Here is a 12,568-nt window from a genome sequence, read left to right as displayed (position 1 = left end):
CGGTGAGCACCGCGCTGCTGGTGGTCATGGAGACGCTCACGCCCGCCGAACGCGTCGCGCTGGTGCTGCACGACGTCTTCGACGTTCCGTTCGGCCGGATCGCCGAGGTGCTCGGCGGCACGCCCGCCGCCAGCCGCAAGCTCGCGTCGCGGGCGCGGGTGCGGGTCGCCGCGGTCCAGGAACGGCCCCGGCTGTTCAGGGCCGAGACCGAACGCGTGCTCAAGGCGTTCAAGGCCGCAGCCGACGCCGGGGACATGGCCGAGCTGCCGTTCTTCCCGCGCGACGAGTAGAACGTGGCGGGATCAGTGGGTGTTCTCGTGCTTCCACAGGTCGATGAGGCCGCGGAAGTGGGCGATGAACCGGTCGTGCTCGTGCGGCGGGTACGTGGCGCGCACCGTCGAGACGAGCAGGTCGTCGAAGTCGGGGGACGCGACCCACTCGGCGACCAGCGCCGGAACGTGCGGCAGTGCGGTGTCGCAGAACTCGCGGTAGTCGTCGACGGCGAGGTAGTCGTCGGCGATGCGGCGGTACGCCGTGAGCTTGTCGCGGTAGCCGAGCGACGCGTCGTCGGCGACGGTGAAGTAGCGGGCCGTGTCGAGGTCCAGGCCGGGGCGCCGGCCGGTGACGACGCAGAACGCCGACCAGCGCACGAGCGCCGTCATCGCCCACGGGAAGTAGTAGTGCAGGCTGGTGAGGGCGACGTCCGGGCACGCGTTCGCGTAGTCGATCGGGTACACGACGCCGTCACGGACGAGGGACTCGCACGAGTTGAACTCCCAGCGGAAGAACGCGTTGACGAGCCGGGAGATCGTGACGACCTCGTCGCCGACCGTCGCGTCGAGGAAGTCGTGCTCGACCGCGTACCGCTCGTGCATCGGCAGCTCCGGCCGGAACTTCATCACCATCGTCTCCGGGCCGATCGTCAGGGAGCGGGTGAAGACCTCGTACCCCTCGATCGACTGCTGCAGGTGCATGAGGCGCTCACCGGACTGGTCGTAGGCGGTGTGCAGCGCGGTGGAGTCGGCGATCCGGGACACCCCGACCCAGGCGCCGCCGTCGTAGGGCTTCATGAACAGCGGGTAGCCGATGCGGTCGGCGACCGCGTCGAGGTCGAACGGCTGGTTGTAGCGTTCGGCGGTGTACGCCCACTTCGCGTGATCGACCGGGTTCTTGTAGGGCACGAGGACCGTCTCCGGCACGTGCAGCCCGAGGCGCATCATCGCGCAGTACGCGGCGTGCTTCTCCATCGACTGGAACGTGAACGGGCTGTTGAGCAGGTACACGTCGTCCATCAGCGCGATCTTCTTCAGCCACTCGCGGGGGTGGTAGTACCAGTACGCGAGACGGTCGATCACAAGGTCGTGGGTGGGCCGGTCGCGCAGGTTGAACGGCTCGATGCTCACCCGCGCGGTCCGCAGCCGATGGTCGGTGCCGTCACGGCCGCGGATCGGGCCGAGCCGGCCGATCAGCGTTTCGAACGCGCGGGGCCAGTCCTGCTCCGTGCCGAGCAGCAGGCCGATGAGATGGTCCATCCGTGAACTCCCGTCCATCCGTGAACTGCCGCAGCAGTGGTGGCAGGTGCGGGCCGAGCGCGTCGCGCCAGGTCGTCATCGAGTGACCGCCGGGCACCTCGATCAGCGGCACGCCCAGCCGCCGCGCCATGGCCCGGTTGTTGTGCAGGTTCTCCTCGTCCCGCCCGCACGTCAGCACCGTCTCCGCCGCGGTCGGCGCGGCGACGTCGACGAAGTCCAGGATCCGCCGGTACCGCGGAAACCCCGACTCCTGAGGGTCCAGCTCGGCGGTGAAGAAGCTCCCCGACTGCAGGAACAGCCCGGCGAAGGTGCCGGGCCGGTGATGCTCCGCGTGCAGCAGCGCGAGGGCGCCGAGGCTGGCGCCGAGCCCGACGCGCGGGCCGGTCGGCAGCCGCGGGAGCACCCGGTCGACGAGGGCGTCGGCGTAGGCGGGGTTCGCGGAGTACCACTCGTTGCGGTCGCCGGGGGACAGCAGCGCGACGTGCGCGCCGCGGGCGACGGTGGACAGGGCGGCGCCGTCCTCGTAGGCGGGTCCGTCGTGCGCGACGAGGACCACGGGCGCGCCGCCGGCCGGCGACACCACCCGGACCTCCAGGGTGCCGCCCAGCACCGGCACGCACAACGCGGTCACTCACGCACCATAGGGCAGGTGCCCGCCGGACGCAGGGCTCACGGGCTTGACGTCCGGCGGGGTGTCGGGCATGACGATCCACAGGATCGGGTACGCGAGGACCGCGGTCCCGCCGGTGAGCAGGACGGCGAGCAGGAACACGGCGCGGGCCATGGTCGGGTCGACGCCGAAGTACTCGGCGAGGCCACCGATGACCCCGGCGAGGGTACGGTCGGCGCGGGAACGGCGGAGGCGCTTGATCTCGGTCATGTGCTCAAGGTTGCCCGCCGGAGCCGCCCGGCGACCTCGGGTGAGGCCCTGAACGATCCCTGAGACGCCACCCCGAGCGGGTGACCGCCTCCTCTACGATCGCAGTCGTGGACGTCGATGATCGGGTGCGCCGGGCGTTCGCGGCGGGGGAGCGGCTGAGCCTCGGCGGCGCGGAGGTCGACGCCGCGCTGCTCGTGGAGCTGCTCACGGCGGAGCCGCCGAGCCGGCGCGCGGCGCTGCGCCTGCACGCGGCGAAGGTCACCGGCCGGCTGGTGCTGTCGTTCGCCGAGGTGACCTGCCCGCTGCTGGTCCAGGAGAGCGAGTTCGCCGAGGCGCCGGACCTGTACTGGGCGCGGCTGGCGTTCACCGGCTTCCGTGACACCACGATGCCGGGCCTGCAGGCCGCCGGCGTGACGATCGCCGGGCACCTGCGGATGTCGGGCGTCCGCAGCACCGGGATGATCAACCTGAGGGACGCGAAGATCGCCGGTGGGCTGTTGCTGGAGCGGGCGCGGCTCAGCGCCCCGGGCGGCACCGTCCTGTCCGCGGAGCGCAGCCAGATCGGCGGGGACCTCGTCGCCGAGGAGGGCTTCCGCGCCGACGGCACGATCCAGCTCTTCCAGGCCACCGTCACCGGCGGCGTGCACCTCGACGGCGCCACGATCGTCGCGCCCGCCGCCGCGGCCACGCCGCCGGACAGCCGGGCGGCCGCCTCCCGGTTCGGCGGGCGGAAGGGCCTGGACCTGGACAGCGCCACCGTCACCGGCGGCGTGTTCCTGCGCCGCGCCGACGTCGAAGGCGAGGTGAGCCTGCGCCACTGCACGGTCAGCGGGGTCGCCACATTCTCCGGCGCCACCCTGCGCAACCCCGGCGGTGTCGCGGTACGGCTGGACCGGGCCGACGTCGGCGGCGGCGTCCACCTGCTCGGCGGCGTCAAGGTCGACGGCGAGACCCGCCTCGTCGGCGCCCGGGTCGGCCGGGGCCTGCGGATGGCCGGCGCGTCCCTGAGCAACCCCGGCGGGCTCGCCCTGCGCGCCGACAACTGCACCGTCGAGGGGCCGATCGAGGGCCGGGAAGGGTTCACCGCGACCGGCGGGGTGTCGCTCGTCGAGGCGCGGGTCGGCGGGGCGGTGTTCCTCGAGGGCGCCCGCCTCGACAACCCGGACGGCACCTCGCTGCGCGCGACCGGGATCGTCACCGGGTCGCTGATGAACTGCTGCACCGGCTTCACCGCGACCGGGCGGGTCTCGATGAGCGCGGCGCGGATCGGCGGCAAGCTGTGCCTGCAGGAGGCGCACCTGGCGGCGCTGAAGTGCACCGGCGCGGAGGCCGGCGAGGTCGACCTGCGCTTCGCCGCCCCGCCGACCGGCCCGGTCGACCTGCGCTACGTGCGGGCCTCCCTGGTCCGCGACGACCCCGCCACGTGGCCCGCCGACCTGCGGCTGGACGGCCTCACGTACCAGACGCTGGACCCGCTGCTGGAGCCGCGGCGGCGCCTGGACTGGCTCGCCAGGACCGCGGACGGCCTGCCGCCGCAGCCCTACGAGCAGCTCGCCGCCGTCTACCGGCAGCTCGGCCACGACGACGACGCCCGCACCGTCCTGCTCGCCAAGCAGCGCCGCCGCCGGGCGACCCGGCCGTGGTGGACGCGGTCCTGGGGCTGGCTGCAGGACGTGACCGTCGGCTACGGGTACCGGCCGCAGCGCGCCGCGGGCTGGCTGCTGGCGCTGCTCGTCGCCGGCACGACCGTGTTCGCCACCTGGCGGCCGGCGCCGGTCGATCCCGGTCAGGCGCCGGAGCTCCACCCGCTGGTCTACACCCTGGACCTGCTCCTGCCGATCATCGATTTCGGACAGGAGTCGGCGTTCCGGCCGACGGGTGCCGGGCAGTGGCTGGCGTTCGGCCTCATCGCCGCCGGCTGGACCCTCGCGACCACGGTCGCCGCCGGGTTCACAAGGGTCCTGAGCCGCAACTGACGCCGGGACCGAGGCCGGGACCGAGGCCGGGACCGAGGCCGGGACCGAGGCCGCGATCGGGACGACCGGGCTACCGGGCGTCCTGGCGGGGGATGAGGACCTCGCGGACGATGAGCTGGATCGCGGCGACGACCGGGATCGCGATCAGCGCGCCGACGACACCCATGAGGGCCACGCCGAGCAGCACCGACAGGATCGCGGCCAGGTCGCTGACCTTCACCGCCCTTCGCATCACCGTCGGGTAGATCAGGTAGTTCTCCACCTGCTGGTAGATGACGAAGAAGATGACGCAGGCGATGCCCGCCGGGATGCTGGTGGCGAACCCGACGATGCTGACCACGACCGCGCCGAGGGTGGCGCCGATCTGCGGGATGAGGTCGGTGATCGCGACCAGGACCGCCAGGGCGTAGGAGTACTTGATGTCGAGGATCAGCAGGAACACGAACGACGAGATGCCGGCGATGACCGCGATCGCGAGCGCGCCGCCGAGGTAGGCGCCGACCTTCATCAGGATCTCGTCGCCGAGCAGCGCGACCCGCGAGCGGCGGGAGGCGGGGACGAGCTTGTAGCCGCCCTCCTTCAGCCGGTTGAACGCGGCCATGAAGTACAGCGTCAGCACGACCACGGTCACGATGTTGAACAGGGCGCCGAAGACGACCTGCGCGCCGCCCCAGACCCCGCCGAGCGCCTTGGTGACGTTGCCGGCGGTCGCCACGGCCTTGAGCTGGTCGAGCAGCTTGTAGTCCTCGTTGAGCTTGTTGAGCTGGTCCTGGTGGCGCAGGTTGTCGATGTAGGTCGGCAGGTTCTCGACCAGCGCCCCGGTCTGCGTCACCAGCGGCGGGATCAGCGCGAGCAGGCCGCCGCACAGCAGCAGCATCGCGCCGATGCCGACGGTCGCGACGGCGAGGACCCGGGGCATGCCCCAGCGGGTGAGGCGGACGACGGCGGGGTTGAGCCCGATCGCCAGGAACATCGCGATGAAGATGAGCACCAGGATCGACCGGACCTGGTCGACCGCCTGGTACAGGCTGTACGCCAGGAGCAGCCCGAGGCCGCCGAACAGGCCGATGAGCAGCGGCGAGCGCCGCATCGGCGGGCCGGGCGTGCCGAACCGCGGCGGCGGCACGACGATGATGACGTCCTCGTCCGCGACCGGCGGGTCCCCAGGGGTCTCCTCTTCAGGTAGTTCTTCGAGGTCCTGATCGACCGACATCCCGGGCTCCCGCTGCAGACGATGAAAGAAACGACCTTGGGGCAGGGTACCGGGTGACGTCCAGTGAAGGTCGGTAGCGTAATGGGATGGCTGATCTCGTGTACCCCCCGGTCATCGCGCTCGCGAAGACGATGTTCCGGCTGCTCAACATGCGTATCACCGTCGAGGGGGCCGAGCACGTGCCGACCACGGGTGGTGCGGTCATCGCCTGCAACCACGTTTCCTACCTCGACTTCATCTTCTGCGGCCTGGGCGCCAACGCGTCGAAGCGGCTCGTGCGGTTCATGGCCAAGGAGTCGATCTTCCGTCACAAGATCGGCGGCCCGCTGATGCGCGGGATGCGGCACATCCCCGTCGACCGGGAGGCGGGCATGGCGTCCTACAAGGCGGCGCTGGAGAACCTGAAGGCCGGCGAGGTCGTCGGCGTGTTCCCGGAGGCGACGATCAGCCAGTCGTTCACGGTCAAGGATCTCAAGAACGGCGCCGCCCGGCTCGCCGCGGCCACCGGCACGCCGCTGGTGCCGATGGTGCTGTGGGGCACGCAACGGTTCTGGACCAAGGGTCACCCGAAGAACCTGAAGCAGCGCGGCGTGCCGATCACGATCATTGCGGGTGAGCCGCTGCACCCGACGCGCAAGGACAACGCCGACGCCGTCACCGCGGAGTTGCGGACCCGGATGACGGCGATGCTCGACCGCGCGCAGCGGGAGTACCGGGACCGTCCCGAGGGCGTGTTCTGGCAGCCCGCGCACCTCGGCGGCACGGCACCGACGCCTGAGTCGCTGCTGGCCGCCGACTAGTCGAGCGTGTTTCACTCTGTACCGATTCCGCCCCTGACACCAACGGAGGTTCCGTGACGACCGAGCCCACCGCCACCCTGGCCCTGCTCACCGAGCTGGAGCCGGTGGTCGAGGCCAACCTGAACCGTCACCTGGCCACGGCCAAGGAATGGTTCCCGCACGAGTACGTGCCGTGGAGCCAGGGCCGCGACTTCGACGGCCTGCTCGGTGGTGAGGCGTGGGAGCCCGGCCAGTCGAAGCTGTCCGACGTTGCGCGCACCTCGCTCATCGTGAACCTGCTCACCGAGGACAACCTGCCCAGCTACCACCACGAGATCGCCCTGGTCTTCGGCCGTGACGGCGCGTGGGGCACGTGGGTGCACCGGTGGACGGCGGAGGAGGGCCGGCACGGGATCGCGATCCGCGACTACCTGCTGGCGACGCGCGCCGTCGACCCGGTCGCCCTGGAGCGGGCCCGGATGACGCACATGGCGGGTGGGTTCAGCAACGCGTACGAGGGGCTCATCGAGTCGGTGGCGTACGTGTCGTTCCAGGAACTGGCGACCCGCGTGTCGCACCGCAACACCGGCACCGCCAGCGGCGACCCGATCTGTGAGCAGCTTCTGGCGAAGGTCGCCAACGACGAGAACCTCCACATGATCTTCTACCGCAACCTGCTCAACGCCGCGTTCGACGTCGCGCCCAACGCGGCGATGCGGGCAGTGACGAAGGTCGCGAAGTCGTTCCAGATGCCGGGCCACACCATCGAGAACTTCGGCCGCAAGTCGGTCCAGATCGCCATGGCCGGCATCTACGACCTGCGCCTGCACCACGACGACGTCCTCGCCCCGGTGCTGCGGCAGGTCAAGGCGTTCGAGCGGACCGGGCTGACCGGCGACGGCGAGGCCGCGCGCGAGGAACTGTCGGCGTACCTGGCCGACCTCGACACGCAGGCGAGCCGCTTCGTGGAGCGGCGGGAGGCCACTCGGGCGCGGCAGACCGCCCGGGCCGCCGTCTGAACGCGGTTACTCTTCGGGTACGCTCCAGCGACCGTTCCGTGCCCGTCACTGCCCGTCTGACCGTTTTTTACGCGGAATTCGGGTTGTTGACGGGTGCGGAAGTAACTCCCCGTACCGGAAGGCAGCATCGTCATGGCCAGACGCGTGATCCATGAGCTGATCGACGACCTCGACGGCGAGCTCGCCGACGAGAGTGTCAGCTTCGGCCTCGACGGCGTGCAGTACACGATCGACCTTTCCGCGAAGCACGCCGCTGAGCTGCGCGAGGCCCTCGCGTCGTTCATCGGCGCCGCGACCAAGGTCGGCCGTCTCACCCCGGCTCCCACCGTCCCGGCTCGTCCGGGCGGCCGGGTCCGGCCGGTCCTGTCCGCCCGCGCCGAGCGGGAGCAGAACCGGGCCATCCGCGAATGGGCCCTGTCCAAGGGCATCGAGGTGTCCGACCGCGGCCGGATCCGTTCGGATCTCGTCGAGCGGTTCCACGCCGAGGCAGGACATTGAAGGTTCGTGTCACCACGCACTGAGGGCATCCGCGGCACCGCGGGTGCCCTCAGTGTTCGACTCTAGTGTTTGAACCTCCGTGACGCGCCCACCAGCAGCATGCCGGCGATGACGAGGGCCGCGCCCGCGCCGGCGGTCCGCCCGACCGGGTCGCCCGTGACGGCCAGGACGCTGCCGCCGGCGTCGCCGAACGCGGTCGCCTCGTACTCCACGGCGACGGTCACCGCCATCGTCAGGAACCGCGGCTCCCCGCCCGTGTCGACGCCGGCCGCCACGAGCGTGTGCGGCCCGCCCTTGACGGCCTCCGGCACCGACACCTCGGCGCTGAACGTCCCGGCGCCGTCGGTCATCGTCGTGGCGAGCACGATCGGCGTCGAGTAGACCGCCACCTTCACCGTCGAGTGCGGCGCGAAGCCCGACCCGGTCACCGTGAACAGCTCACCCGGCGCGACCTCGTCGCCGCTGGAGCCGCCGAAGTGCCCGATCCCGGCCGGCAGGTCCGCCGGCACCGTCACCTCGTGCGGCACCGCGACCTTCGCCGGCTCGCTCCACGCCGAGTTGCGTCCGTGCCGGCCGATCGCCATCACCGTCACCGAGTAGGTGTCGCCCCACTTGAGCCCGCTGATCGTGCACGAGTCGCCGGTCACGGTCTCGCACACGCCGTGGTCGCCGCCGGGCGCGGTCGCCAGGGCCTGGAACCGCGCCACCCCCGTCCCGGGCGCGCCGGCGATCCACGACACGGTGATCGCCTCGATCTTCGCCTCCGCGGTCACCGCCGTCGGCTCGCCGGGCGCGACGCTGGGCGTGCCGGTCGCGGTCACCCACCCCGACTCGCCCGAGACCGCGCCGTCGCTGCGGACGCTCACGGTGTACGAGGTGCCGTTCGCCAGCCCCTCGATGGTGCAGGTCGGGTGGGTGGTCACGCAGTCGCGGCCGGGCTCCTCCTCGACGTGCACGGTGTACCCGCCGACGGCGTGGTCCGGGTCCCACGGCGCCCGCCACTCGACGAGCAGCTTCTGGTCGCCGGGGGTGACGACGAGGTTGACCGGCTCGGGGATGTCCGTGGACTGCGCGGCCGGGCCGCCGGCGACGACCGGTGCCGACGCCGCGCTCGGTGCCGAGTCGCCGCCGGCGCCCTGCGCCACGACCCGGAACGTGTACGCGGTCCCCGGCTCCAGCCCGGTCACCGGGCACCAGGTGGTGGCGCCGTCCCCGGTCGCGCAGGTCTTCGACGCGTCCTGCACGGCGGTCACGACGTACCGGTCGACGCCCGCGGCCGGGGTCGCCGGCCTGGTCCACCCGACGCGCACCGACGTCGCCGACGTGACGGTGGCGTGCACGCCGGTCGGTGCCGTGGGCGGCCCGGCGACGACGACGCCCGACGTGGCGGGGGCGGAGGGATCGGACGCGCCGGCGCCGCCGTATGCGACGACCTTCACGGTGTACGACCCGCCGGCCGCGACCCCGACGCGGATCTCGCAGGTGCCGGTGCCGGCGGTGGCGCCGAGGCAGCTGCCGGCGACGGACCCCTGCTGGTCGTACGCGGTCGCGACGTAGTGGTCGACGCCGGTCCCGCCGTGGGTCCACGCCACCCTGAGCCCGCCCGGCACCGGCACCACGACGACGCCGGCGGGCGCCTGGATCGCGGCCATCACCCCGGCGGTGTTCACGTCCACGCCGGCGTCGCCGGCCGGCTCGGCGTCCGCCGGTTCCGTGCCGGTGGCGTCGCCGTCGGAGGGGCGGCCGCTCGCCGGGTTGGTCGCGGCGGGGCCGGTACCGGTGGGCTCATCGGCCGACGGGGCAGCGGAGCCTCCGGCGCTCGCGTCGCCTGCGGGGACACCGGGCGTGGGGCCGGGCTCGGCGGCCGGTCCGGCGGCGGTCGCGTCGTCGACGACGGCGTCGGCCGGGTTGCCGTCGGCGTCCAGCGGCACGTGCCCCGAAGTCGCTCCGCCCGCGGGACTCTTGCTGTTGCCCGGGCTCTTGCTACCGGCTGGGCTCTTGTTCCCCGCTGGGCTCTTGCTGCTGGCGGGGTCGGCGCCGCTCGGCGGCGCGGTCGACGGCCGGGTGCGTTGCTGCGCCGCCGGCGCCTTGCTGGAGGCGGCCGGCGCGGGCGCCGGCACGGTCACCGCCGCACCCGACGGCCCGGGGGAGGCGGTGCCGCCGCCCATCAGCCCGGCGAACGCGGGCCCTCCCGTGACCACCAGCCCGACGAGCCCGGCGGTCACCAGCGCGAGGCCGGTGCGCGCCCGGCGGCGGCCCGGTCCGCGGCGACCCGCGGCACTCGACGTCAACCCGGACTGCGCACGCATCCCCGTCCCCCGTCACGACGACCGTCACGCCCCTCAAGACGCGAACACGTTTCGCAATCTAACGACTACGCTTCGTGTACATCGTGAAAACCGGAGATCCGGGTCAGCTGACGGTGCAGGTGAGGCCGCACCGCGTCGCGATGCACCCCGACTACTTCACGCCTGCCCCCGCGGCACTGTCCGGCCCGGGTCCGGTCCTGCCCACCTGACCACCCGACACGGCCCGCGCCAGCCGCCCGCGCAGCCCGTCGCGCACCCCCGGCCAGTCATCGTCGACGATCGAGTACACGACCGTGTCCCGCCACGACCCGTCCGCCCGCCGCCGGTGCTTGCGCAGCACCCCTTCCCGCGCCGCCCGGAGGTACCCCTCCGCGTGCTCGACCCGCAACGGCTCGAGCCGCACCCGGCTCCCCACGAGCTCCGGCATCGCGTACCACAGACCCTGATCAATCACGCCCGCATCATGGCACCGGCCGGCGCGAGCGGGGAGTGAGGTGGGCGCGTTCACCGTGGGGGCCGAACATCGTGAGCAGCTCCGCGGGGTGGGGGCCGGCGCTGCCGATCCAGTGCGGGGTGCGGGTGTCGAACTCGGCGGCCTCGCCGGGGCCGAGCCGCAGGTCCTGCGTGCCGAGCACGAGCCGGACGTGGCCGTTGAGGACGTAGAACCACTCGTGCCCGTCGTGGGTCTGGAGCTTCACGGTGCGGGAGCGGCTCGCCGGTGGATAGATCACCTTGTACGTCTGGACGCCACCGGGACGGTTGGTCAGGGGGATCACCGTCATGCCCGAGCGGCGGACGGGGCGCAGGTGGATGCGGGGGTCACCGGTGGGCGGCGCGGCGACCAGGTCGTCGAGCGGGACACCGTGGGCGCGGGCGAGGGGCAGCAGTTGCTCGAGGGTGGGGCGGAGCTTGCCGGTCTCCAGCCGGGACAGGGTGCTCGCGGTCAGGCCGGTCTCGGCGGCCAGGCCGGCGAGGGTGGCGTTGCGGGAGCGGCGCAGCGCGCGCAGGCGCGGCCCGACCCCGGCGAGCACGTCGTCCTCGGCACCACCCATGCCACCAGCATGCGGATCCGCAACAAGACTTGCAACCAGGCAACGGGCGCCGCGACGCTGGACGGCATGAGCGAGGCCGAACACTTCTGGGACGAGCACTACCGCACGCACAGCGCGCCCGGGCAGCGGGCCAACCCGCTGCTCGTCGAGACCGCCGGGGAGCGCACCCCCGGCACCGCGCTGGACCTCGGCTGCGGGGCCGGCGGTGACACGTTCTGGCTCGCGCGGCACGGCTGGCGGGTCACCGCCGTCGACGTCTCCGGCACCGCCGTCGAGCGGATCCGGGCCCGCGCCGGCGACCTCGACGTGACCGCCGAGCGGCACGACCTGGCGACCAGCTTCCCGGGCGGGACGTTCGACCTGATCTCCGCGCAGTACCTGCAGACCCCGCTCCCGCTGGACCGCGCCCGGGTGCTGAGGACCGCGGCGGCGGCGCTGCGCCCCGGCGGGCTGCTGCTGGTCGTCGACCACGGGTCGATCGCGCCCTGGTCGTGGAACCAGGACCCGGCCACGCGGTTCCCCACACCGGACGAGGTCGCCGCCGACCTGGCGCTCGACCCGGCACGATGGGTCAAGCGCCGGGCCGACATGCCGCAGCGCGTGGCGACCGGCCCCGGCGGGCAGACCGCCACCATCACCGACAACGTCCTGCTGATCGAACGGACCGGGTAGCTACAAGACGCGCCGGTACATCGCGAAGTCGCCTTCGGGCGTCACTCGAGGTTGTCCCGCGACATCGGCGGGCCGATCCGCAGGTCGCGGAACGTCGCCTCGAGGCCGGCGCCCTCCGGCGAGCAGCACATGACGCCGACGTCCACCGTCTCGGGCAGGTCGAGGTGGCCGAGGCGCAGCAGCTGCCACGGCCCGTCGCCGGCGCGGCAGTGGACGGTCAGCGCGCTGCCGAAGCGGCTCACCCGCACGGCGGTCTCGGCGGCGGTCTCGGCGGCGGTGCCGGCGACCGGCGCCATCGACACGTCGGAGCACCCGCGGGTGAACACGGTGCCGACGTGCAGGGCGCCCGACGTGAGCTCCACGCCGGTCTTCAACCAGGTGCGCTCGTCGGCGCGGACCATCATGCCGGCCTGGTCGAAGCGGGTCGTGTGCCGCGCGGACACCCGCACCTCGGCGGTGAAGTCGCCGGACACCGGCCGGTGGAAGAAGTGCCCGTTGTCGGTGGTCCAGCCGTAGAACGTCTCCCGCCAGAAGTCGGTGCGCGGGCCGGTGACGGCGCGCAGGACACCGTCCTCGACCGACCAGCTCGGCGGCTCGTGCAGCCAGGTCATGGTGTCCAGCACAGTGACGATCTTAAC

14 protein-coding genes are annotated in these 12,568 nt (G+C 72.7%); 6 read left to right on the top strand and 8 right to left on the bottom strand.

Annotation, left to right across the window (positions count from 1 at the left end):
• Positions 1-2: 2 nt before the first annotated feature.
• Entirely contained in the window at positions 3-290 is a 288-nt protein-coding gene (locus ACQEVZ_RS43020; RefSeq protein ID WP_433378612.1) for a sigma factor-like helix-turn-helix DNA-binding protein, read from the top strand.
• Between the two features lie 12 nt (positions 291-302).
• Here the strand turns inward: ACQEVZ_RS43020 and ACQEVZ_RS43015 are convergent, their stop codons facing one another.
• The 3 genes from ACQEVZ_RS43015 to ACQEVZ_RS43005 are packed head-to-tail and all read right to left on the bottom strand — an operon-like array spanning position 303 to position 2,412.
• Positions 303-1,532, bottom strand: coding sequence for an ATP-grasp domain-containing protein (locus tag ACQEVZ_RS43015; protein ID WP_433378609.1), 1,230 nt, complete (start codon positions 1,530-1,532; stop codon positions 303-305).
• Positions 1,435-2,163, bottom strand: a complete 729-nt coding sequence (locus ACQEVZ_RS43010) for an alpha/beta hydrolase (protein ID WP_433378606.1) — start codon at positions 2,161-2,163, stop codon at positions 1,435-1,437. The genes ACQEVZ_RS43015 and ACQEVZ_RS43010 overlap by 98 nt, the downstream gene beginning before the upstream one ends.
• Positions 2,164-2,412 carry a PspC domain-containing protein gene (locus ACQEVZ_RS43005; protein WP_344505038.1) on the bottom strand — a complete coding sequence of 83 codons (249 nt, stop codon included), beginning with the start codon at positions 2,410-2,412 and terminating at the stop codon, positions 2,164-2,166.
• Positions 2,413-2,519: 107 nt separating this feature from the next.
• Here ACQEVZ_RS43005 and ACQEVZ_RS43000 point away from each other — a divergent pair, with 107 nt between their 5' ends.
• Positions 2,520-4,388, top strand: coding sequence for a hypothetical protein (locus ACQEVZ_RS43000; RefSeq protein WP_433378603.1), 1,869 nt, complete (start codon positions 2,520-2,522; stop codon positions 4,386-4,388).
• 70 nt (positions 4,389-4,458) lie between these two features.
• On the opposite strand, the gene ACQEVZ_RS42995 is transcribed toward ACQEVZ_RS43000, so the two are convergent.
• The gene (locus tag ACQEVZ_RS42995; RefSeq protein WP_433378600.1) at positions 4,459-5,601 is read right to left on the bottom strand and encodes an AI-2E family transporter; all 1,143 of its coding nucleotides are present in this window, start codon (positions 5,599-5,601) and stop codon (positions 4,459-4,461) included.
• Positions 5,602-5,687: 86 nt separating this feature from the next.
• On the opposite strand from ACQEVZ_RS42995, the gene ACQEVZ_RS42990 reads away from it, so the two are divergent.
• The 3 genes from ACQEVZ_RS42990 to ACQEVZ_RS42980 all read left to right on the top strand — a co-directional run bounded on the left by ACQEVZ_RS42990 (position 5,688) and on the right by ACQEVZ_RS42980 (position 7,897).
• Positions 5,688-6,401 carry a lysophospholipid acyltransferase family protein gene (locus ACQEVZ_RS42990; RefSeq protein ID WP_344505035.1) on the top strand — a complete coding sequence of 238 codons (714 nt, stop codon included), beginning with the start codon at positions 5,688-5,690 and terminating at the stop codon, positions 6,399-6,401.
• A 53-nt stretch (positions 6,402-6,454) separates the two neighbouring features.
• Positions 6,455-7,399: an acyl-ACP desaturase gene (locus tag ACQEVZ_RS42985; RefSeq protein WP_433378596.1), complete on the top strand. Its 945-nt coding sequence runs from the start codon at positions 6,455-6,457 to the stop codon at positions 7,397-7,399.
• 132 nt (positions 7,400-7,531) lie between these two features.
• Entirely contained in the window at positions 7,532-7,897 is a 366-nt protein-coding gene (locus tag ACQEVZ_RS42980; protein WP_344505033.1) for a histone-like nucleoid-structuring protein Lsr2, read from the top strand.
• Between the two features lie 62 nt (positions 7,898-7,959).
• Here the strand turns inward: ACQEVZ_RS42980 and ACQEVZ_RS42975 are convergent, their stop codons facing one another.
• From ACQEVZ_RS42975 to ACQEVZ_RS42965, 3 genes are all read right to left on the bottom strand, one after another.
• Positions 7,960-10,206 (bottom strand): fibronectin type III domain-containing protein, encoded by a 2,247-nt coding sequence (locus ACQEVZ_RS42975; protein WP_433378592.1) that lies wholly within the window; start codon positions 10,204-10,206, stop codon positions 7,960-7,962.
• A 151-nt stretch (positions 10,207-10,357) separates the two neighbouring features.
• Positions 10,358-10,660 (bottom strand): hypothetical protein, encoded by a 303-nt coding sequence (locus ACQEVZ_RS42970; protein ID WP_433378589.1) that lies wholly within the window; start codon positions 10,658-10,660, stop codon positions 10,358-10,360.
• Between the two features lie 7 nt (positions 10,661-10,667).
• Entirely contained in the window at positions 10,668-11,258 is a 591-nt protein-coding gene (locus ACQEVZ_RS42965; RefSeq protein ID WP_433378586.1) for a helix-turn-helix domain-containing protein, read from the bottom strand.
• A 66-nt stretch (positions 11,259-11,324) separates the two neighbouring features.
• On the opposite strand from ACQEVZ_RS42965, the gene ACQEVZ_RS42960 reads away from it, so the two are divergent.
• On the top strand, positions 11,325-11,930 hold the full coding sequence (locus ACQEVZ_RS42960) for a class I SAM-dependent methyltransferase (protein WP_433378582.1): 606 nt from the start codon (positions 11,325-11,327) through the stop codon (positions 11,928-11,930).
• 41 nt (positions 11,931-11,971) lie between these two features.
• Here the strand turns inward: ACQEVZ_RS42960 and ACQEVZ_RS42955 are convergent, their stop codons facing one another.
• Positions 11,972-12,553 (bottom strand): DUF1349 domain-containing protein, encoded by a 582-nt coding sequence (locus tag ACQEVZ_RS42955; protein WP_433378579.1) that lies wholly within the window; start codon positions 12,551-12,553, stop codon positions 11,972-11,974.
• Between the last annotated feature and the right edge of the window lie 15 nt (positions 12,554-12,568).

It is taken from the genome of Dactylosporangium sp. CA-152071, from assembly GCF_050936335.1.
Classification (GTDB): Bacteria; Actinomycetota; Actinomycetes; order Mycobacteriales; family Micromonosporaceae; genus Dactylosporangium; species Dactylosporangium maewongense.
The sequence above is the reverse complement of the archived record's forward strand: the minus strand, read 5'-3'. Positions and strand labels throughout refer to the sequence as shown.